The sequence below is a fragment of the Mycobacterium sp. 852002-50816_SCH5313054-b genome (assembly GCF_001667185.1).
In the GTDB taxonomy this organism is placed as follows: domain Bacteria; phylum Actinomycetota; class Actinomycetes; order Mycobacteriales; family Mycobacteriaceae; genus Mycobacterium.
On the sequence record NZ_LZIC01000069.1, the window covers coordinates 50,921 to 72,094 of the forward strand.

Annotated in this window: 20 protein-coding genes and 2 pseudogenes; 15 read left to right on the forward strand and 7 right to left on the reverse strand. The window is 68.2% G+C overall.

Annotation, left to right across the window (positions count from 1 at the left end):
• Positions 1-17: 17 nt before the first annotated feature.
• The 7 genes from A5787_RS15170 (at position 18) to A5787_RS15200 (ending at position 6,499) form a co-directional block, all read left to right on the forward strand.
• Positions 18-692: an allophanate hydrolase subunit 1 gene (locus tag A5787_RS15170; RefSeq protein WP_066968319.1), complete on the forward strand. Its 675-nt coding sequence runs from the start codon at positions 18-20 to the stop codon at positions 690-692.
• 10 nt (positions 693-702) lie between these two features.
• Positions 703-1,614 carry a 5-oxoprolinase/urea amidolyase family protein gene (locus tag A5787_RS15175; RefSeq protein WP_066968321.1) on the forward strand — a complete coding sequence of 304 codons (912 nt, stop codon included), beginning with the start codon at positions 703-705 and terminating at the stop codon, positions 1,612-1,614.
• 35 nt (positions 1,615-1,649) lie between these two features.
• On the forward strand, positions 1,650-2,195 hold the full coding sequence (locus A5787_RS15180; protein WP_066968324.1) for a GNAT family N-acetyltransferase: 546 nt from the start codon (positions 1,650-1,652) through the stop codon (positions 2,193-2,195).
• Positions 2,196-2,612: 417 nt separating this feature from the next.
• A complete protein-coding gene (locus A5787_RS15185) occupies positions 2,613-4,019 on the forward strand; it encodes an MFS transporter (protein WP_066968326.1) in 1,407 nt (468 codons plus the stop codon).
• Between the two features lie 77 nt (positions 4,020-4,096).
• Positions 4,097-5,248: a uroporphyrinogen-III synthase gene (locus A5787_RS15190; protein ID WP_066968328.1), complete on the forward strand. Its 1,152-nt coding sequence runs from the start codon at positions 4,097-4,099 to the stop codon at positions 5,246-5,248.
• Positions 5,239-6,015, forward strand: a complete 777-nt coding sequence (locus tag A5787_RS15195) for a sirohydrochlorin chelatase (RefSeq protein WP_066968330.1) — start codon at positions 5,239-5,241, stop codon at positions 6,013-6,015. The genes A5787_RS15190 and A5787_RS15195 overlap by 10 nt, the downstream gene beginning before the upstream one ends.
• Positions 6,016-6,046: 31 nt before the next feature.
• On the forward strand, positions 6,047-6,499 hold the full coding sequence (locus tag A5787_RS15200; RefSeq protein ID WP_066968332.1) for a hypothetical protein: 453 nt from the start codon (positions 6,047-6,049) through the stop codon (positions 6,497-6,499).
• A gap of 3 nt (positions 6,500-6,502) precedes the next feature.
• Here A5787_RS15200 and nirD read toward each other — a convergent pair whose 3' ends face one another.
• Together nirD and nirB are read right to left on the reverse strand one after the other, a co-directional pair.
• Entirely contained in the window at positions 6,503-6,850 is a 348-nt protein-coding gene (nirD, locus tag A5787_RS15205) for a nitrite reductase small subunit NirD (protein WP_066968334.1), read from the reverse strand.
• A complete protein-coding gene (gene nirB, locus A5787_RS15210) occupies positions 6,847-9,420 on the reverse strand; it encodes a nitrite reductase large subunit NirB (RefSeq protein ID WP_082977243.1) in 2,574 nt (857 codons plus the stop codon). The genes nirD and nirB overlap by 4 nt, the downstream gene beginning before the upstream one ends.
• A gap of 225 nt (positions 9,421-9,645) precedes the next feature.
• Between nirB and A5787_RS15215 the strand changes: the two genes are divergently transcribed.
• Positions 9,646-10,086 carry an Hsp20/alpha crystallin family protein gene (locus A5787_RS15215; RefSeq protein WP_066968335.1) on the forward strand — a complete coding sequence of 147 codons (441 nt, stop codon included), beginning with the start codon at positions 9,646-9,648 and terminating at the stop codon, positions 10,084-10,086.
• A gap of 57 nt (positions 10,087-10,143) precedes the next feature.
• On the opposite strand, the gene A5787_RS15220 is transcribed toward A5787_RS15215, so the two are convergent.
• Complete coding sequence (locus A5787_RS15220; protein WP_082977244.1) at positions 10,144-10,683, reverse strand: DUF302 domain-containing protein; 540 nt, start codon at positions 10,681-10,683, stop codon at positions 10,144-10,146.
• Positions 10,684-10,786: 103 nt separating this feature from the next.
• On the opposite strand from A5787_RS15220, the gene A5787_RS15225 reads away from it, so the two are divergent.
• Positions 10,787-11,284: a helix-turn-helix domain-containing protein gene (locus A5787_RS15225; RefSeq protein ID WP_082977245.1), complete on the forward strand. Its 498-nt coding sequence runs from the start codon at positions 10,787-10,789 to the stop codon at positions 11,282-11,284.
• On the opposite strand, the pseudogene A5787_RS15230 reads toward A5787_RS15225, so the two are convergent.
• Positions 11,281-12,050: pseudogene (locus tag A5787_RS15230) on the reverse strand (isocitrate lyase/phosphoenolpyruvate mutase family protein). The gene A5787_RS15225 and the pseudogene A5787_RS15230 overlap by 4 nt on opposite strands.
• A 92-nt stretch (positions 12,051-12,142) precedes the next feature.
• Between A5787_RS15230 and A5787_RS15235 the strand changes: the two are divergent.
• From A5787_RS15235 to A5787_RS27760, 5 genes are all read left to right on the forward strand, one after another.
• Positions 12,143-12,448 carry a hypothetical protein gene (locus A5787_RS15235; protein ID WP_066968337.1) on the forward strand — a complete coding sequence of 102 codons (306 nt, stop codon included), beginning with the start codon at positions 12,143-12,145 and terminating at the stop codon, positions 12,446-12,448.
• A gap of 78 nt (positions 12,449-12,526) precedes the next feature.
• Positions 12,527-13,354, forward strand: coding sequence for a hypothetical protein (locus A5787_RS15240; RefSeq protein WP_066968339.1), 828 nt, complete (start codon positions 12,527-12,529; stop codon positions 13,352-13,354).
• Positions 13,355-13,395: 41 nt separating this feature from the next.
• Positions 13,396-15,327, forward strand: a complete 1,932-nt coding sequence (locus A5787_RS15245; protein ID WP_066968341.1) for a fumarate reductase/succinate dehydrogenase flavoprotein subunit — start codon at positions 13,396-13,398, stop codon at positions 15,325-15,327.
• Entirely contained in the window at positions 15,327-16,073 is a 747-nt protein-coding gene (locus A5787_RS15250; protein ID WP_066968343.1) for a succinate dehydrogenase/fumarate reductase iron-sulfur subunit, read from the forward strand. Before A5787_RS15245 ends, A5787_RS15250 begins: the two co-directional genes overlap by 1 nt.
• 30 nt (positions 16,074-16,103) lie before the next feature.
• Complete coding sequence (locus A5787_RS27760; protein WP_197507147.1) at positions 16,104-16,259, forward strand: hypothetical protein; 156 nt, start codon at positions 16,104-16,106, stop codon at positions 16,257-16,259.
• 48 nt (positions 16,260-16,307) lie between these two features.
• On the opposite strand, the gene A5787_RS15255 is transcribed toward A5787_RS27760, so the two are convergent.
• Both A5787_RS15255 and A5787_RS15260 read right to left on the reverse strand, forming a co-directional pair.
• Positions 16,308-16,796, reverse strand: a complete 489-nt coding sequence (locus tag A5787_RS15255; RefSeq protein WP_066968437.1) for a flavin reductase family protein — start codon at positions 16,794-16,796, stop codon at positions 16,308-16,310.
• Positions 16,797-16,801: 5 nt separating this feature from the next.
• A pseudogene (locus A5787_RS15260) lies at positions 16,802-17,491 on the reverse strand (2-oxoglutarate and iron-dependent oxygenase domain-containing protein).
• A gap of 190 nt (positions 17,492-17,681) precedes the next feature.
• Here A5787_RS15260 and A5787_RS15265 point away from each other — a divergent pair.
• A complete protein-coding gene (locus A5787_RS15265) occupies positions 17,682-19,517 on the forward strand; it encodes an acyl-CoA dehydrogenase (RefSeq protein WP_066968345.1) in 1,836 nt (611 codons plus the stop codon).
• A gap of 277 nt (positions 19,518-19,794) precedes the next feature.
• On the opposite strand, the gene A5787_RS15270 is transcribed toward A5787_RS15265, so the two are convergent.
• On the reverse strand, positions 19,795-21,105 hold the full coding sequence (locus A5787_RS15270; RefSeq protein WP_066968347.1) for an acetyl-CoA C-acetyltransferase: 1,311 nt from the start codon (positions 21,103-21,105) through the stop codon (positions 19,795-19,797).
• Between the last annotated feature and the right edge of the window lie 69 nt (positions 21,106-21,174).

Here is a 21,174-nt window from a genome sequence, read left to right on the forward strand (position 1 = left end):
GGAGTTACCGTCGAGTAATGAGCGTGACGGACATGAGCGGGGGTGTCCCCACGGGGTTGTCGACCGACCTGGTCGGCAACACCGTCTACGACTACGGCGACCAAGCGCTGATGCTCCAATGCGGCAGCACCGCCGAGGTACTGGCGTGGGTGGACGCCCTGCGCGCGGCCGCATTGCCCGGTGTGCTCGACATCGTCCCCGCCGCCCGCACCGTGCTGGTCAAGCTCGACGACCCCCGCTGGCAGGGGGTGACCCGGCAGCGGCTCCGCAAGATGCGGGTCACCGCCACCGCGGACGCCGCGACCGGCCGCGGCGCCGACGTGGTGATCGACGTCGTCTACGACGGCCCGGACCTCCGCGAGGTCGCCGAGGCCACCGGGCTGACCGCGGCGCAGGTGATCGACGCCCACACCTCCAGCCTCTGGCGGGTCGGATTCAGCGGATTCGCACCGGGTTTCGCGTACTTGGTCGACGGCGACGCGCGGCTGCGGGTGCCGCGCCGCGCGGAGCCCCGAACCTCGGTGCCGGCCGGCTCCGTCGCCCTCGCCGGGGAATTCAGCGCGGTATATCCGCGGCAGTCGCCCGGCGGCTGGCAGCTCATCGGGCGCACCGACGCCGTCCTGTGGGACCTCGAACGTCCCAGCCCGGCGTTGCTGACGCAGGGCATGTGGGTTCGGTTCCGGGCGGTCTGAGGAGGTAGCCATGGTGACCCTGGAAATCCTGCGCACCGGCCCGTTCGCCGTCGTCGAGGACCTCGGCCGTCCGGGGCTGGCCCATCTCGGCGTCAGCCGTTCGGGGGCCGCCGACCGCAGTGCCCACCGGCTGGCCAACCGGCTGGTCGCCAACCCAGATGACCGCGCGACGGTCGAGGTGACGTTCGGCGGCCTGTGCGCCCGGGTCCGCGGCGGCGACGTCGACATCGCGGTGACGGGCGCCGACACCGACCCCACCGTGGACGGAATCGAGTTCGGCACCAACAGCATTCACCACGTTCGCGACGGGCAGGTGATCACCCTGGGCACCCCGCGCGCGGGCCTGCGGACGTACCTGGCGGTGCGCGGCGGCATCTGCGCGGAGCCGGTACTGGGATCGCGCAGCTACGACGTGATGTCGGCGATCGGCCCGGCGCCGCTGCGGGCCGGCGACCGGCTGGCGGTCGGCGCGCACACGGACGACTACCCCGAGCTGGACCAGGCCCCGGTGGCGGGCATCGCCGAACACCTCGTGGAGCTGCGGGCGGTGCCGGGGCCGCGCGACGACTGGTTGGTGGATCCCGACGCGCTCGTGCACACGATCTGGATGGCGTCCGACCGCAGCGACCGGGTGGGGATGCGCTTGGAGGGCCGCCCGCTGCAGCACCGTTACCCCGACCGCCAGCTGCCCAGCGAGGGAACGACCCGCGGCGCGATCCAGGTGCCGCCCAACGGTTTACCGGTGATCCTGGGACCCGACCATCCGGTGACCGGCGGCTACCCGGTGGTGGGCGTGGTCACCGACGAGGACATCGACAAGGTCGCCCAGGTACGACCCGGCCAGTACGTGCGGCTGCACTGGGCGCGGCCCCGGTCCGCGGGACGGCCGGTTTCGAGCGCCGCGGGGTCGCCATTCTCCTAGCGCCGACCGGTGGACAGGGCTGGTAGACAAGGAGTGTGCAAGCCCAGGTCCACACGGCACGCCTGGTCCACACCGCCGATCTGGACGGCGAAACCCGGCAGCGCGTCCGCGAGATGGTCACCGCCGCGTTCGCCGGGGACTTCACCGACGACGACTGGGAGCACACGCTGGGCGGCATGCACGCCCTGATCTGGCAGCACGGCGCGATCATCGCGCACGCCGCGGTGATCCAGCGGCGATTGTGCTACGGCGACGACGCGCTGCGCTGCGGTTACGTCGAAGGGGTCGCGGTGCGGGAGGACTGCCGGGGGCAGGGCCTGGTGCACGCCCTGCTCGATGGCGTCGAGCAGGTGATCCGCGGCGCCTACGAGGTGGGTGCGGCGAGTTCGTCCGACGCGGCCCGCGCGGTGTACACGGCGCGCCGGTGGCTGCGCTGGCGGGGGCCGACCTCGGTGCTGGCTCCCACCGGTCCGGTCCGCACCCCCGACGACGACGGCGGCGTGTACGTCCTGCCCGTCGGCATCAGCTTGGACACCTCCGCGGCCCTGACGTGCGACTGGCGCGCCGGCGACGTCTGGTAGTAAGGCGAATTTCCGCAGTGGCGTGAAGCCGCGGAATTCCGTTTCAAACGAAATGTATTCCAGCTCACACCAAATCCCACAACCGCGCGAAATCACTTGACGCGGCAGCTATTACCGTTGCCGAATTGTTGCTCAGCTCTTTACCAGATAACTGGGATTCAACTTACAGGCGATATCGGCCGGATCGAGTTGACGGGCTTCTGTCTTTAATGTGAGCATCGAAACGTACGGCGGGGCAAGTCTCTTCGTTCGCGCGACCTTGCGCGATCAAATCGGCGCGCCCGCGGTTGACGGCAGTGAGTCATCAACGCGCCCAGGCCATTTCGCCTGGGGGTGAGCCCTTGCGAGACCCGGCGACATCGTCGTCGCCGCCCGGGACAAACCCGCTGGAAGAGTTGGCAGAAAGGTGCAGACAGCATGGGCCGCAGCCACCGCATCACGAACTGGGATCCGGAAGACGCGGCCGCCTGGGAGGCCGGCAACAACAAGATCGCCCGGCGCAATCTGCTGTGGATCATCGCCTGCGACCACATCGCCTTCGGCGTCTGGACCCTGTTTCCGGTGATGGCGCTGTTCATGCCGCAGAACGTGTACGGCTTTTCGGCTGCCGACAAATTCCTGCTCGGCGCGACCGCAACTTTCGTGGCGGCATGCCTGCGTATCCCCTACTCACTGGGCATCGCCACCTTCGGTGGCCGCAACTGGACCGTGTTCTCAATCGTGGCGTTGCTGGTGCCCACCGTCGGCACGATCTGGCTGCTCGCCCACCCCGGCCTGCCACTGTGGCCATATCTGGTGTGCGCGGCGCTGACCGGAATGGGCGGGGCCAACTACGCGGCGTCGATGACCAACACCAACTTCTTCTACCCGCACCGGCGCAAAGGGTTTGCGCTCGGGTTCAACGCCGGGGCCGGCAACCTCGGGGTGCCGATGATCCAGCTGGTCGGGCTGCTGGTGATCGCCATCGCCGGCCACCGCCAGCCGTACTGGGTGTGCGGCCTTTATCTGCTCCTGCTGACCGCCGTGGCCCTGGGTGCGACCCGCTACATGGACAACCTGGCGCACGCCACCTACGACGTCAGCCATCTGCGCTCGATCCTGTCCGAGCGCGACACGTGGGTGCTCGCGATGCTCTACCTCGGCACCTTCGGCTCCTGGATCGGTTTCTCGTTCGCGTTCGGCCAGATCCTGCAGATCAACTTCGTCGGGACCGGGCAGAGCCACGCCGACGCCGCGCTGCACGCCTCCGAATTCGCCTTCATCGGCCCGGCGTTGGGGTCGGTGGCGCGAATTTACGGCGGTAGGCTGGCCGACCGCATCGGTGGCAGCCGCGTCACCCTGGCGGTGCTCGCGACCATGGGGGTCGCCACCGCGTTCCTGGTCGCCCTCAGCACCCACGACGACCGCACTCCCGGCCTCACCACAACGGCCACCATGGTCGGCTACGTCTGCGGGTTCATGGCCCTTTTCGTCCTGGCCGGGTTGGGGAATGGTTCGGTGTACAAGATGATCCCCTCGGTCTTCGAGGCGCGCAGCCACCGGCTCGGCCTGACCGACACCGACCGCCGTCGTTGGTCGCAAGCCACGTCGGGCGCGGTCATCGGGTTCGTTGCCGCTTTCGGCGCGCTCGGCGGCGTGGGGATCAATCTCGCGCTGCGCCAGTCCTACCTGAGCACCGGCACCGACACGTTGGCGTTCTGGGTCTTCCTGTTTTTCTATGTCGCCGCAGCGGTTTTGACGTGGGCGCGTTACGTGCGCCGGCCCGCGTCGGCGGCCCCGGACGTGGCGAGCTCGCAGGCCCAGACTGAGTTCGCACGGGTGTGAGCGCCGTCGCAACAGGAGCAATGCGTCAGCAATTCCCCGGTAACGCGTCGGAAACGTCACAGGCCTACACAGGTCATATGGCCGAACCAAAATCCGCGCCGCTCACCGGCTACCGGGTTGCGGTCACGTCCGCCCGCCGCGCCGAGGAGCTGTGCGCGCTCTTGAGCCGGCAGGGCGCCGAGGTTTGCAGCGCCCCCGCGATCAACATGATCGCGCTGCCCGACGATGACGAATTACACAGGCACACAGCGGCTTTGATCGCGGATCCCCCCGACATCCTGGTCGTGCACACCGGCATCGGATTCCGCGGCTGGCTCGCGGCGGCCGAGGGGTGGGGCCTGGCCAACCAGCTCGTCACGTCGTTGTCGTCGGCGCGGATCGTCTCGCGCGGGCCGAAGGGGACCGGAGCGGTGCGCGCCGCCGGGCTGCACGAGGAGTGGTCCCCTGAGTCCGAATCCTCACACGAGGTGCTCGAGTATCTGCTCGAGTCGGGCGTATCCGGGCTGCGCGTCGCCATCCAGCTGCACGGCGCCGCCGACGCCTGGGACCCTTTCCCGGAGTTCCTCGGCGGGCTGCGCTTCGCGGGAGCCGACGTGATCCCGATCCGGGTCTACCGGTGGAAGCCAACGCCATTGGGCGGCGATTTCGACCAGCTGGTCACCGGGATCGCGCGCCGGCAGTTCGATGCGGTCACCTTCACGTCGGCGCCCGCGGCCGCCGCGGTGCTGGAACGCAGCCGAGAGCTCAGCATCGAGGACCAGGTGCTGGGGGCCCTGCGCACCGATGTGCACGCGATGTGCGTCGGCCCGGTGACGTCCAAACCGTTGATCCGCAAGGGCGTGCCGACATCGGCGCCCGAGCGAATGAGGTTGGGGGCCTTGGCCCGGCATATCGCCGAGGAGTTGCCGCTGCTGGGATCGTGCACCGTCAAGGTGGCCGGCCACACGCTCGACATCCGCGGCACCTGCGTGCTGGTGGACGGTTCGATCAAGCTGCTGTCGCCGTCGGGGATGTCGGTGCTGCGCGCACTGGCACAACGGCCCGGCGACGTCGTCGCGCGCACCGATCTGTTGCGGGTGCTGCCGGGCAACAGCAACGATCCGCACGCGGTCGACACGGCCGTGCTGCGACTGCGAACTGCCCTGGGCGACAAAAACATGGTCGCGACCGTGGTCAAGCGGGGTTACCGGCTCGCCGTCGACGATCCCAAGGGCGACCCGTGGACCTGATCCTGGCCGCGCACGGCACCCGCCGACCGGGCGGTGTCACGATGATCGGCGACCTTGCGGCGCGAGTGAGCGCACTGCTCGACCGCCGCGTGCAGGTCGCGTTCGTCGACGTGTTGGGCCCCAGCCCCAGCGAGGTGCTGTCGCGGGCGGCGGCAGGCGGCCGCCCCGCGGTCGTGGTGCCGGCGTTCTTGTCGCGGGGCTATCACGTGCGCACCGACCTGCCCGCCCATGTCGCGACCAGCGGCCACCCGCACGTCACCCTCGCCCCCGCCCTGGGGCCGAGCGGGGAGATCGCGCGTATAGTCGCCGACCAGTTGGTGAAATCCGGCTGGCGGCTGGGCGATTCGGTCATCCTCGCGGCGGCGGGCACCACGGATCCGCGGGCGCGCGCCGACTTGCACGTCACCGCAACGACCTTGTCGGCCATGGTCGGCGCGCGGGTGCGGCTGGGATTCGCGGCCACCGGCGATCCGTCCGTGGCCGACGCGGTGGCCGCCGCCCGGCGCGGCGGTGCACGGCGCGTGGTGGTCGCCTCCTACCTCCTGGCCGACGGCCTGTTTCAACAACGCCTGCTGGCCAGCGGTGCCGATGTGGTGAGCCAACCGCTGGGCACCCACCCCGGCCTGGCCCGGCTCGTTGCGCATCGATTCCGCCGGGCCGTGCCGGGGCTCGTCCCCGTCACGGCGCGGCACGCGTCGCGCCGGCCCAGCCTTCTGCTGGCTCATGGACCCCACCTGAAGAGGCACGCCGGGGCCCGCGACGCTTGATCTTTGATCGCATACCGGCGATTCTGGCTTCATGCCTAGCCGCGAAGAACCCTCGCGCGGGCTCCTTGACCCGGTGGCGAAGATGCTGCGGTTGCCCTTCGGCACACCGGAGTTCATCGATCGGATCGTCACCGGCGGGGTCAACCAGGTGGGCCGCCGCACGCTGCACATGCTGATCACCACCTGGGACGCGGCCGGCGGCGGCCCCTTCGCGGCCAGCGCGGTCGCCTCCACCGGGATGGCCAAGACCGCCGAAATCGTCGAGGCCATGTTCATCGGCCCGGTTTTCGGCCCGATCCTGAAGATGCTGGGCGCCGACAAGGCGGCCGTGCGGGCGTCGTTGTGCGCCTCCCAGCTGGTCGGCCTCGGCATCATGCGCTATGGGATTCGCTCCGAGCCGCTGCACTCGATGTCGGTCGACACGCTGGTCGACGCGATCGGCCCGACGATGCAGCGCTATTTGGTCGGCGACATCTCCCGCTAGCCCTCAGGCGGCGATCTGGATTTCGCCCTCGGGCGTCACGCGCACCTGATACACCGGCACCGAGACCCGCGGGTCGTCCAGGCAGGAGCCGTCCTCGAGCGCGAAAGCCTGTTTCAGCAAGGGGGATTGGACGGTGACGCGGCCACCGCGGTCCCCGACGATCCCGCGCGAGAGCACGGCCGCCCCGGAAAAGGGATCGATGTTGCTGACCGCGTGCACCGACCCGTCGTCCAGCCGGAACAGCGCCGCCTGCGTCCCGTCGTCGAGCAGCACTCCGACGCCACGACCCGGAATGAGGCGGTCGTAGGCGCAGGCGGTCGTCCATACCTGAATGTCGTTGAGAACTGTCATGATTCCTCTCCCACACGGACCCGCGGCATGCCGATGGGCACGGGTACTTTGCGTCCGGCACGTTCGGTGAAGGTCACCGTCGAGTCGACGGCGTCCGGGGCGTTGACGAAGGAGACGAACCGCGACAGCTTGTTCGGGTCCTCCAGCACGCCCTTCCATTCGCACTTGTAGTTCTGCACGTGCCGCTCCATGGCGGCCTCGAATTCGCCGGCCAGGCCGAGCGAGTCGTCGCACACGACCTCGCGCATGTGATCCAGGCCGCCGTCCAGCGACTCGACCCACGGCGCGGTGCGCTGCAACCGATCGGCGGTCCGGATGTAGTACATCAGGAACCGGTCGATGTAGCGGACCAGCGTGTCGGTGTCGAGGTCACTGGCCAGCAGCTGAGCGTGCCTGGGCGTCATGCCGCCGTTGCCGCCGACGTAGAGGTTCCACCCCTTTTCGGTGGCGATGACGCCCACGTCCTTGCTGCGCGCCTCGGCGCACTCGCGCGCGCAACCCGAGACACCGAGCTTGATCTTGTGCGGGGCGCGCAGGCCGCGGTACCGCAGCTCCAGGTCGATGGCCAGCTGCACCGAATCCTGTTGGCCGTAACGGCACCAGTCGCTGCCGACGCAACTCTTCACCGTGCGCAGCGCCTTGCCGTACGCGTGGCCGGATTCCATGCCGCCGTCGACCAGCCGCTGCCAGATCTGCGGCAACTGGTCCACGCGGGCACCGAACAGATCGATCCGCTGACCGCCGGTGATCTTGGTGTAAAGCCCGAAATCCTGGGCGATCTGTCCGATGAGGATCAGGTGCTCCGGCTTGATGTCGCCGCCGGGGACCCGCGGGACCACCGAGTAGCTGCCGTTCTTTTGGATGTTGGCCAGGAAGTGGTCGTTGGAATCCTGCAGCGAGGCCTGCTCGCCGTCGAGGATGTGGTCGGAACCGGTGGACGCCAGGATGGAGGCGACCACGGGTTTGCAGATGTCGCAACCCCTTCCGCTGCCGAAGCGCTCCAACAGCCCCGAGAACGTCCGGATTTCGGTGGCGGAGATGATCTCGAAGAGCTCGGCGCGCGACTGGCTGAAGTGCTCGCACAGCGCCTTGGACTGCTCCACGCCCTCGGCTTCCAGCAGTTGCTTGAGCAACGGCACGCACGACCCACACGACGTGCCCGCCGCCGTGCACGACTTGAGCGCGGCAACGTCGGCGCAGCCGCCGGTGATCGCGCCCTTCAGGTCGCCCTTGCTGACGTTGTTGCACGAGCAGATCTGCGCCGAATCGGGAAGCGCCCCAACACCCAAAGCCGACCCGCCGTCGGAGGAGGCCGGCGCGATCAACGCGAGCGGATCACCCGGTAGCTCGCTGCCGACCATGGGCCGCAGCACCCCGTACGACGAGGCGTCGCCCACCAGCACTCCGCCGAGCAGGGTTTTGGCGTCGTCGGACAGCACCAGTTTGGCGTACGTCCGGTTCACCGCGTCGTTGATGGCGACCTCGAGGCAGTTCTCGGTCGCGCCCATGGCGTCGCCGAAGCTGGCGACGTCGACGCCCAGCAGTTTGAGCTTCGTCGACAGGTCCGCTTCCGGGAATTCCGCCGCGCCGTCCAGCAGCCGATCGGCCACCACCTCGGCGGAGGTATAGCCGGGCCCGACCAGGCCGTAGCAGCGCCCCTCGATCGCGGCGACCTCCCCGATCGCGTAGATGTCGGGATCGCTTGTCTGGCAGGATAAGTCGGTGAGCACGCCGCCCCGCTCGGCGCGCGTCAGCCCCGCGGCGGCCGCCAGCTCGTCGCGCGGCCGGACCCCGGCCGCGAAGATCACCACGCCGGCGTCGATGACCCCGCCGTCGGACAGGCGCACCCGCGCCGACGTCGAGCCGTCCGCGTGATCGACGGATTCGATCGATTGGGTGCCCGTGCCGACGTGCACCTCGATGCCGAGCTCGGTGATCATCCTGGCCAGCAGGGCACCGCCGGCCTCGTCGATCTGCTGGGCCATCAACCGCGGCATCATCTCGATGACGTGCGTCCGCAACCCGAACTGGCGCAGCGCATTAGCGGCTTCCAACCCCAGCAGCCCGCCGCCGATGACCACCCCCGAGGTGCGGCCGGCCTGCAGGGTGCGCTGGGCGTCGGCTCGGATGGCGTCGAGGTCGTCGAGCGTGCGATAGACGTGGCACAGGGGCAGGTCATGGCCGGGCACCGGCGGAACGAACGCGTAGGACCCGGTGGCCAGCACCAGGGCGTCGTAGCTGTGCCGTTGGCCGTCGGCGGTGAACACCGACTTTGCGGCCCGGTCGATTTGGGTGACGCGCGCGTTCAGCAGCAGCCGGACCCGCTCGTCACCGGCGTAGTCGTTGCCGGGCAGTGCCAGTAGCGCCCGGTCCCAGCTGTCGGTGTAGGAGGTCAGGCCAACGCGGTCATAGGCCGCGTCGGCCTCCTCCGCCAAAACCGTGATACGCCAATACCCCTCGGTGTCGCGGGCACGGAGCGCCTCGACCAGGCGGTGGCCAACCATGCCGTGCCCCACCACAATGACGTGACGCGCGGCACAGTGCTCGCGCCCGGTTTCGGATTGGGCCATGCCACGAGGGTAGGGGCCGCAAATTAAGGAGAAATCGCTGAATGTGACACCCACATGACGGCGCCCTCACACCTCACAACGCCCGCTGTGAAGGTGTTCGCTGCCGGCGAACGCTCGGGTGGAACTTTAGCGGGGTCGACTCAGGTTTCCAGAAATAGCCGTCCGGCCGCCAAGCCGGTCACAGCCAACTCACAAGGAAGCACAAGGAAGCACAAGGAGACACCCATGAGCAACCTCGCATTATGGTCGCGACCGGCCTGGGACACCGACCGGTGGCTGCGCGACTTCTTCGGCCCCGCGGCGACGACCGACTGGTTCAAGCCGGTCGCCGGTGGATTTACGCCCGCCGCCGAGGTCGTCAGGGATGGCGATGACGCCGTCGTCCGCCTCGAACTGCCCGGCGTGGACGTAGCGAAGGATGTCAACGTCGAGGTCGACAAGGGCCGCCTGGTGATCCACGGCGAACACCGCGACGAGCACGCGGAAGAGGAGAACGGCCGGACCCTGCGGGAGATTCGTTACGGTTCGTTCCGCCGGTCGTTCCAACTGCCCGCGCACGTCACCGGCGAGGCCATCGCGGCTTCCTACGACGCCGGCGTGTTAACGGTCCGGGTCGCCGGGGCCTACGCCGGCTCCCAGCCGCAGCGCATCGCGGTCACCCAGTAATTCGCGGTCAATCGCAACGAATCCGGCGGGGCATCGGTTCCGCCGGATTCGCCGCGCCTAGCACCCGAAGGCGGCGGCGGCGTCGATTCCGATGACCCGCAACAGGTTTGCCACCTTGCGGTCGAGCTCCTCACCCACCCCGGTCACCGCGGCGATGCCCAGGCTGCCGAACGCCGCGCTGGGCTGGTCCATCGAGAACACCGCATCACCGTCGGCGTCGGCGTAGACCAGCACCCGCAGGGGCGCGTACAACAGCGCCCTGGGGTCGTGGCGGAACATGGTCTCGGCGATCGTGTGGTTGCCCAGCAGGTACTCCACCGCTTTGGTGGTATGGCCCGCGAGGGACAGCAAGGGCAGGGCGTCGATGGTGGCGTAGACCATCAGGCCGTGCGGGGCGTTGCGCGCCACGGCCGCAAGGACGTCGTCCCAGCTGCCCCCGCGCGCGACGATATCCTGCATCGACTCCCGGTCGAACGGTGGCGCGGCCTTCTCGAAAGCGGTTCGGAATTCGTCGAATTCCATGCCGGTGGCCACGTCGATGCGGTTCATCGCGTGCGGCACCACGGTGAATTCGGCCGGTTGAACGCTAGTCGTCATCGTCTTTCCTCACGCTTCGAAGCCGCTTTTCGTTCTGTGAATGAACTCAACACCCCGAGTGTATGGTTCAGTCAACGAACCCACAAGGCGTAGCATCGACCCCGTGGCCCTTCCCCGCGAATATCCCGCCGAGAGCTGCCCCATCGCGCGGTCCCTGGAAATCGTCGGCGAACGGTGGACCCTGCTCATCCTGCGCGATGCCTTCTACGGGGCACGGCGCTTCAGCGACGTGCAGCGCCATCTCGGCGTCCCGAAAGCAGTGCTGTCCGAACGGCTGGGCTTCCTCGTGGAACAGGGCGTGCTGACCAAGGATTCGGGCGAATACCGGGTGACCGACAAGGGCAAACAGCTGTGGCCGATGATCTGGTCGATGATCACCTGGGGCAACGACAACTACGTGGACAAGCCCAATCGCAGGACCTACCGACACGCGGACTGTGGGGGCATGATCGGGCCCGACCGCGCATGCCACCGATGCGCACGTGTTCCGGATGTGGGCGATCTCATCGCGCACCCGCCGCAGCGACCGCGCAATCCGAGCCGCGATGATCCGGTCAGCCGAGCGCTCCGGCGTCCCCACCGAATGCTGAAGCCGATCTAGCCCCAACGGGCCAGCAGCTCCTTGGCGCGGGCCGCCAGCGCGGCCTGCAGGAACGGCCCGAAGCTGATCCGCGCGACGCCCAGCGGGCCGAACGACGCGGGATCGTCCCGGTCGGGCAGCGCGATCGCGTTGATCGGCAGCGGCAGGTCAGTGGCCAAGCGCCGCAACGTGTCCGGGTCGTGTCGGCCCACCGGGTACAGCACGTCGGCACCCGCGTGAGCGGCCTCGGTCAGGCGCGCTACCGCCCGTTCGACGCGGTCGGAATCGTCACCGTCGCGGCGCAGAAAAAGATCCGTGCGGGCGTTGATCACGACATGCACCCCGGAGGCGTCGGCGGCCGAGCGCAGCGCCGCAACCAGTTCGGCGTGTTCGCCGGCCGACCGCAGCCGCTTGCCCTCGGCATGGACGGTGTCCTCGATGTTCAGGCCGACGGCGCCCACGCCCAGCAGGCCCTCGATCAGCCGCGCCGGCGGCTGCCCGTACCCGGATTCGATGTCCACCGACACCGGCACCTCGACGGCGGCCGTGATCTGCGCGACGCGCGCGAGCACGTCGTCGAACGACATGCCCTCACCGTCCGGTTTGCCGATGGAATCCGCCAGCGGATGGCTGCCGACGGTCAGGGCGGCGAATCCGGCTCGTCTATTTCAAGGTGGCCTGGCCCCGACGACCACGCGTCCCACACGGTCGGCAGGATCACCGGGTTGCCCGGCTGGTGCAGCTCCAGTAGCGCCGTCGCGCGCCGGGCGGTGGTTTGGCCTGTCATGGTGTCCGACCTTAGGCCGCCGCGGTGGCTACTATCGGGGGCATACTGTGATCCGTGACACCGTCTAGCGCGGGAAGATCCGAGGAGATCTGTTGACCAGCCCCACCGGCACTGCTGAACTGGCCGAACTGCACGACCTCATCGGCGGCCTGCGGCGGTGCGTGAACTCCCTGCGGACTCGGTACGGCGACAGCCCCGCGATGCGCCGCATCGTCATCGACGCCGACCGGATCCTTTCCGACGTCGAATTGCTCGATTCCGACGTCTCCGAATTGGATCTGGCCCGCGCCACCGTGCAGCAGTCCGGCGAGAAGATCGTCATTCCGGACACCCAATACGACAGCGATTTTTGGCGCGATGTCGACGACGAGGGTGTCGGGGGTCACAGCAGGTCCTGACAACACAAGCCCCCCGGAAATGAGGGGGTGCTCTCTGTGTACCCTTCGACCAACAGCCCGTTCGAAGAGGAACACTAGATGAGCGCACCCACGGCGAACCGTCCTGCGTCCGGTGTCTTTTCACCGACGCGCGCCAACATCCCGCAACGGACCCTGCGCACCGACCGGTGGTGGATGTCGCCGCTGCGGATCGACCTGGGCTTCGCCGCATTCGTCATCTACGCGACGGCGCGCGCGTTCCAACGCGATTACTTCTTCGTCCCGAAGTACCACTATCTGACGCCCTTCTACTCGCCCTGCGTCAGCAAGGCCTGCGGGGCGGCCGGCGACTTCTGGCCCCAAATGCTGCCGGACGTGTGGTGGCTGCCGTACGCCGCGCTGACACTGCCGTTCCTGCTGCTGTTCCGGCTCACTTGCTACTACTACCGCGGCGCCTACTACCGCACGGTGTGGCAGTCGCCCACCGCCTGCGCGGTGGCCGAACCCCGCGTCCACTACACCGGCGAGACCAGGTTGCCGCTGATCATCCAGAACAGCCACCGCTACTTCTTCTACATCGCCGGCATCATCTCGGTGATCAACACCTACGACGCGATCATCGCGTTCCACTCCGACAGTGGGCCGGATGGATTCGGCTTCGGGCTGGGCAACCTGATCATGGTCGGCAACGTCGTCATGCTGTGGATCTACACGCTGTCCTGCCACTCGTGCCGGCACGTCACCGGCGGGCGGCTCAAGCACTTCTCCAAGCACCCTGTGCGGTACTGGATCTGGACCCAGGTGAGCCACATCAACACCCGACACAAGCTCTACGCCTGGATCACGCTGGGCACGCTGATGCTCACCGATTTCTACATCGCGCTGGTGGCCAGCGGCACCAGCCCTGACCTGAGATTTGTTGGCTGAAAAGCCATTTGAAGAAGAAATCGGAACTTAGCGAGGGTTTCATGGTTGAGGTCGAACGGCACTCCTACGACGTCGTCGTCATCGGTGCCGGCGGCGCGGGACTCCGCGCGGTCATCGAGGCGCGGGAACGCGGCCTCAAGGTCGCGGTGGTGTGCAAGTCCCTCTTCGGCAAGGCCCACACGGTCATGGCCGAGGGCGGCTGCGCCGCGTCGATGGGAAACACCAACCCGAAAGACAACTGGCAGACCCACTTCGGCGACACCATGCGAGGCGGGAAATTCCTCAACAACTGGCGGATGGCCGAGCTGCACGCCAAGGAGGCCCCGGACCGGGTCTGGGAGCTGGAGACCTACGGCGCGCTGTTCGACCGCCTCAAGGACGGCAAGATCAGCCAGCGCAACTTCGGCGGGCACACGTACCCGCGGCTGGCGCACGTCGGCGACCGCACCGGCCTGGAATTGATCCGCACCATGCAGCAGAAGATCGTCTCGCTGCAGCAGGAGGACTTCGCGGAGCTCGGCGACTACGAGGCGCGCATCAGGGTCTTCGCCGAGTGCACGATCACCGAGCTGCTCAAGGACGGTGACGCGATCGCCGGGGCCTTCGGCTACTGGCGCGAAAGCGGCAACTTCGTCCTGTTCGAGGCCCCGGCGGTGGTGCTGGCCACCGGCGGCATCGGCAAGTCATTCAAGGTGACGTCGAACTCCTGGGAGTACACCGGCGACGGGCACGCGCTGGCCCTGCGGGCGGGCGCGTCACTGATCAACATGGAGTTCGTCCAGTTCCACCCGACGGGCATGGTGTGGCCGCCCAGCGTGAAGGGGATTCTCGTCACCGAGGGCGTCCGCGGCGACGGCGGGGTACTGAAGAACTCCGACACCAAGCGGTTCATGTTCGAGTACATCCCGCCGGTGTTCAAGGGCCAGTACGCCGAGACCGAGCAAGAAGCCGACCAGTGGCTCAAGGACAACGACTCGGCCCGCCGCACCCCGGACCTGCTGCCGCGCGACGAGGTTGCGCGCGCGATCAACTCGGAGGTCAAGGCCGGCCGGGGCACCCCGCACGGCGGGGTGTACCTCGACATCGCCTCGCGGCTGACGCCCGAGGAGATCAAGCGGCGCCTGCCGTCGATGTACCACCAGTTCAAGGAGCTGGCGGGCGTCGACATCACCAAGGAGCCAATGGAAGTCGGACCCACCTGCCACTACGTGATGGGTGGAGTCGAGGTCGACGCCGACACCGGCGCGGCCACGGTGCCCGGGCTGTTCGCCGCCGGTGAGTGCTCCGGCGGCATGCACGGCTCCAACCGGTTGGGCGGCAACTCGCTGTCCGACCTGCTGGTGTTCGGCCGGCGCGCCGGCCTGGGGGCCGCCGACTACGTGCGCGCACTGAGCAGCCGCCCCGCGGTCGCCCAGGACGCCGTCGACACCGCGGCCCAGCGGGCGCTGGCCCCGTTCGACGGACCAAGCAACGGCGCCGCGGCCGAGAACCCCTACACCCTCCAGCTGGAACTGCAGCAGTCGATGAACGACCTGGTGGGCATCATTCGCAAGTCGGAGGAGATCTCCGAGGCCCTCGGCCGGCTCGGCAAACTGCGCGAGCGGTTCAAGAACATCCACGTGGAGGGCGGTCGCCGGTACAACCCCGGCTGGAACCTGGCCATCGACCTCCGCAACATGCTGCTGGTCAGCGAGTGCGTGGCCAAGGCCGCGCTGGAGCGCACCGAGAGCCGCGGCGGGCACACGCGCGACGATCACCCGTCGATGGACTCGTCGTGGCGCAAGGTGCTGCTGGTGTGCCGCGCAGTCGCCGAGCCCGGCGACCCGGAAGCCGCCGTGATCCCCGACATCACCATCACGCGTGAGGACCAGACGCCGATGCGGCCCGATCTGCTCGAGCTTTTCGAGATCTCTGAGCTGGAGAAGTACTACACCGGCGACGAGCTGGCCGACCACCCAGGACGGAGAAGCTAATGAGCTACAACGCCAGCATGCGGGTGTGGCGCGGCGACGACGCCACCGGCGCGCTGCAGGACTTCACGGTCGAGGTCAACGAGGGCGAGGTGGTGCTCGACATCATCCATCGCCTGCAGCAGACCCAGACCCCCGACCTCGCGGTGCGGTGGAACTGCAAGGCGGGCAAGTGCGGATCGTGCTCGGCGGAGATCAACGGTTATCCCCGCTTGCTGTGCATGACCCGGATGTCGACGTTCGCCGAGGACGAGGTGGTGACCGTCACGCCGCTGCGGACGTTCCCGGTGATCCGCGACCTGGTCACCGACGTCTCGTTCAACTACGAAAAGGCCCGCGAGATACCGTCTTTCGCGCCGCCCAAGGACCTGCAGCCCGGGGAATACCGGATGGCGCAGGCCGACGTGCAGCGCTCCCAGGAGTTCCGCAAGTGCATCGAGTGCTTCCTGTGCCAGAACGTCTGCCACGTGGTCCGCGACCACGAGGAGAACAAGAAGGCATTTGCCGGCCCGCGCTTTTTGATGCGCATCGCCGAGCTGGAAATGCACCCGCTGGACACGCTGGACCGGCGCAACCAGGCGCAGGAAGAGCACGGCCTGGGCTACTGCAACATCACCAAGTGCTGCACCGAGGTGTGCCCGGAAAACATCAAGATCACCGACAACGCGCTGATCCCGATGAAAGAGCGGGTCGCGGACCGCAAATACGACCCCGTGGTGTGGCTGGGTAACAAGCTGTTCCGCCGTTAAGGCCCCGCCCGCATCGGGTACCCGGAACCCATGCGAGGAACCACCAGCGTCAACGAGATCCGCACCGCGATCCGCGAGCTGTCGGTCCGCGCCGAACTCGCGCGTAAAGAGGGCCGGCACGAGGACGCTGCGGAAATCGAGCGGCGCATCGACGGCTATCGGGAAGAACTCGGCCACCGGCCCTAGCTGGCGGCCCGCGCGGCGCCGAGCCTGCGCGATGGTGCAGCCCAGCGCTTAGGCGCCCAGCCGGCGGAACGTGCTGCGGTGGAACACGATGGGGGCCACCTCGGCGTCCACCGTCACCCCGTTGACTCGCAGCACCACGATCGTGTGGTCCCCCGCCGGAATCAGTTGCTCGATGGCGCTCTCCAGCCACAGGCCGGTGCCCTTGATGAACACCGCGCCGCTGTCGTAGGACACCGTCTCCAGACCGACGAACCGGTCCCCGGTCTTGGCGGCCAACGTGCGCGCGGCCGCGTCGTGCACCTCGCCGAGCACACTGATGCCCAGCATCGGCACGCCCTTGAGCTTGGGCCACGTCGTCGACGTGTTCTGCACGCAGAACGACACCAGCGGAGGTTCGAGCGAGACGGGGACAAAGGTGCTGGCCGCCAGACCTTCTCGGGTCCCCTCGACCTCGGCGGCGATGGCCACGACGCCGGACGGGAAATGCCCGAAGGCCTCACGAAGTGTGGACGGTGTCAGATTCTTGTTCGAGTTCACCGCGGTCATACGCCCCTTGCGCCGAGAACGGAATTCTCGCCCCAGACCCTACCTGCCGAATATCCGTGGGCTGAAGCCACATCCGGATGCGCCCGCAGCCTGCTCTTCCAGGCGTTGCGGCCGTAGACCGAAAAGATCGGGTCAGCCGGGTCGTGCCGCTCGGTGGCCACTGCCGCGAACTCCTCGGGCAGCGACGGCACCGGCAGCTGCGCGTCCATTCACGGGTTGAAGAAGTACGCCACCGAAATCCGCTCCGTCGCCGGCCCGTCACCTCGGACAGCGCGGCGTCCCACTGGGCGATGATCCCGGGCAGCTCGGGCAGGGCGTTCGGCCACTGATTCGGGCCCTGCAGCCACAGGTAGTCCGGCTTGCCGGGCCGGCGATCCGGGAACGTTTCGGCCCGAGGTCGATCTGCTCGCGCCAGCCCACCCGGCCTGGGTAGCCGCCCGGCCGCGTGTAGCCGCGAAATGCGGGCTGCCCACCATCGCGATGGCGTCCTTGTCGGCGTCCGGCGGCTCGAACAGCCGCGGGGCCGCCTCGAGCGCCCTGCCCACCAGCGTGTCGGGCACGCCATCGCCGATCGGGTAGCAGAATCCGACCTCGTGAGCGGCCGGTCGGAGGCTCTCCCGCAGCGGCGCCCGACCGGCCCGCAGATCCACCACGGGCAACGCAGTGACGCGACTCACGTCCGTCATCCCGCGATCATCTCCGCAGCTCAACCGGCCAATGCCCGCCTTCCCAACCGGTTGGTTAGTTAGATGCTGCAATGTAGCTCACACTCGCTTGCGTTGGCGCAAATAACGGATATATTTTAGGACAGTTACTGGTGGGTAACTTAGACCTAGTACCCAACCACAAGTGGCATTCTCAACGAGGAGGAACGTAGTGAGCCACTACAAGAGCAACGTCCGTGACCAGGTGTTCAACCTGTTCGAAGTCTTCGGCGTTGACCAGGCTTTAGGCCAGGGCGAGTACAGCGACCTGGACGTGGACACGGCCAAAGAGATGCTGACCGAGGTCAGCCGGCTGGCCGAGGGCCCGATCGCGGAATCGTTCGTCGAGGGCGACCGCAACCCGCCGGTTTTCGACCCCGAGACCCACTCGGTGACGCTGCCGGAGAACTTCAAGAAGTCGGTGCGCGCGGTCCAAGAGGCCGGCTGGGACAAGGCCGGCATCGACGAGGCGCTCGGCGGCATGCCGATGCCCAAGGCCCTGGTGTGGGCGCTGCACGAGCACATCCTGGGCGCCAACCCCGCCGTGTGGATGTACGGCGGCGGCGCCGGCTTCGCCAACGTCATCTACCACCTCGGCACCGAGGAGCAGAAGAAGTGGGCCGTGCTGTGCGCAGAGCGTCAGTGGGGCGCGACCATGGTGCTCACCGAGCCGGACGCCGGTTCGGACGTGGGCGCCGGGCGGACCAAGGCCGTCCAGCAGGAGGATGGCTCCTGGCACATCGAGGGTGTGAAGCGGTTCATCACCTCCGCTGAATCCGGCGATCTGTTCGAGAACATCGTCCACCTGGTGCTGGCCCGCCCCGAGGGCGCCGGCCCGGGCACCAAGGGCCTGTCGCTGTTCATCGTGCCCAAGTTCCTGTTCGACTTCGAGACCGGCGACCCGGGCGAGCGCAACGGCGTCTTCGTCACCAACGTCGAGCACAAGATGGGCCTCAAGGTCTCCACGACCTGCGAGCTGTCGCTCGGTCAGCACGGCGTGCCCGCCAAGGGCTGGCTGGTCGGCGAGGTGCACAACGGCATCGCGCAGATGTTCGACGTCATCGAGATGGCCCGGATGATGGTCGGCACCAAGGCGATCGCCACGCTGTCGACCGGCTACCTCAACGCGCTGGAGTACGCCAAGACGCGGCTGCAGGGTGCCGACATGACCCAGATGACCGACAAGACCGCCCCGCGGGTGACCATCACGCACCACCCCGACGTGCGCCGGTCGCTGATGACCCAGAAGGCCTACGCCGAGGGTCTGCGCGCGCTGTACCTCTACACCGCGACCTACCAGGACGCGGCGGTCGCCGAGGCGCTGCACGGCGTGGACGCCGACCTGGCGGTCAAGGTCAACGACCTGATGCTGCCGGTGGTCAAGGGTGTGGGCTCCGAACAGGCCTACGCGAAGCTGACCGAGAGCCTGCAAACCTTCGGTGGGTCCGGCTTCCTGCAGGACTACCCGATCGAGCAGTACATCCGGGACTCCAAGATCGACTCGCTCTACGAGGGCACCACCGCCATCCAGGCGCAGGACTTCTTCTTCCGCAAGATCGTCCGCGACAAGGGTGTGGCGCTGGCCCACGTGTCGGGTGAGATCCAGAAGTTCGTCGACAGCGAGACCGGCAACGGGCGGCTGAAGACCGAGCGTGAGCAGCTGGGCAAGGCGCTGGCCGACGTCCAGGCCATGGCGGCGACCCTGACCGGCTACCTGATGGCCGCCCAGGAGGATGTCACCAGCCTGTACAAGGTGGGCCTGGGTTCCGTGCGCTTCCTGATGAGCGTCGGCGACCTGGTCATCGGCTGGCTGCTGCAGCGTCAGGCCGCGGTGGCCGTGGCGGCGCTGGACGCCGGCGCCAGCGGTTCCGAGCGGTCCTTCTACGAGGGCAAGATTGCGGTGGCGTCGTTCTTCGCGAAGAACTTCCTGCCGCTGCTGGCCGGCACCCGCGAGGTCATCGAGACGCTGGACAACGACATCATGGAGCTCGACGAGGCCGCGTTCTAACCGGCCTCAGCAAAAACCCCGCTTCCGGCTGGAGGCGGGGTTTTTGTATTGCGCGGCACACGAAAAGGGCCGCCGCTGGATCCCCTCACTCCAGCGGCGGCCCGTTTCACACGCCCGTCCACGCTGACGGGGCGGTTGACTAAAGGGATGCCCCGTATTGCCGTCGGGGTCGGGGGGTCAGACCGCAACACGGGGCTATCCGGACGAGGGGGTACCCCGCGGGCCGGTTTCATAACCTGCTGTGACGGATTTCATTGGGGCGCGCGCGCCCCGGGTCTCAGGCCTGCAGGATCGCGGCGACGCCCTGGCCGCCCGCGGCGCAGATCGAAATCTGCGCCCGGACGGTCCCGCCGCCCTTCTGGCCGGCCTTCTTCTCGGCCAGCTGCTTGGCGGCCTGCGCGAGGATCCGCCCGCCGGTGGCGGCGAACGGATGCCCGGCCGCCAGCGACGAACCGTTGACGTTGAGCTTGGACCGATCGATCGAGCCGAGCGCGGCGTCGAGCCCCAGCCGCTCCTTGCAGTACTCCTCGGATTCCCAGGCCTGCAGGTGTGCCAGCACCACCGACGCGAACGCCTCGTGGATCTCGTAGAAGTCGAAGTCTTGCAGGCTCAGCCCGTTGCGGGCCAGCAGCCGGGGCACGGCGTAGGTGGGCGCCATCAGCAGCCCGTCGCGCCCGTTGACGTAGTCGACCGCGGCGGTCTCCGCGTCCACCAGGAAGGCCAGCGGCTCCAGCGAGTGGGCGGCCGCCCAGTCCTCGCTGGCCAGCAGCGCGACCGAGGCGCCGTCGGTCAGCGGAGTCGAGTTGCCGGCGGTCATCGTCGCGTCGCCGTTCTTCACGCCGAAGACCGGGCGCAGCGTCGCCAGCTTCTCGGTGCTGGCGTTGGGCCGCAGATTGTCGTCGCGGTAGAGCCCCAGGAACGGCATGACCAGGTCGTCGAAGAAGCCGCGGTCGTAGGCGGCGGACATGTTGCGATGGCTGGCCACGGCCAGCTCGTCCTGGTCGACGCGCTTGATGCCCATCTGCTTGGTGGTAATGGCGGCGTGCTCGCCCATCGACAGCCCGGTGCGCGGCTCGCTGTTCGCCGGGATCTCGAGCCCGAGGGTGGCCGGCAGCGTGCCGACCAGCCGCAGCCGCTCCAGGTTGGACTTGGACCGGCGCAGCTTGAGCAGCTGGCGGCGGAGGTTGTCGCCCAGCCCGATGGGCGGGTCGGAGGTCGTGTCCACCCCGCCGGCGGCGGCGACCTCGTAGCGGCCGGAGGCCACCCCGTCGGCCGCGGCGATCGCCGCCTGCAGCCCGGTCCCGCACGCCTGCTGGATGTCGAACGCCGGCGTGTACGACGACAGCTCGGAACCGAGCACGCATTCGCGGGTCAGGTTGAAGTCGCGGCTGTGCTTGAGCACCGCGCCGCCGACAACCGCGCCCAGCCGCTCGCCGGCCAGCCCGAACCGGTCCACCAGCCCATCCAGGGCCGCGGTGAACATGTCCTGGTTGGACGCCTCCGCGTAGGCGCCGTCGGACCTCGCGAACGGAATGCGATTGCCGCCCAGCACCGCGACGGGTCGCCTGCTCTTACTCTCTGGGGCCACTTTTCTCTCCGTGTATCTCCGGGTACACCAGTCTTGAACCGGCCGTTACAGGCCATACTACCCACTGTT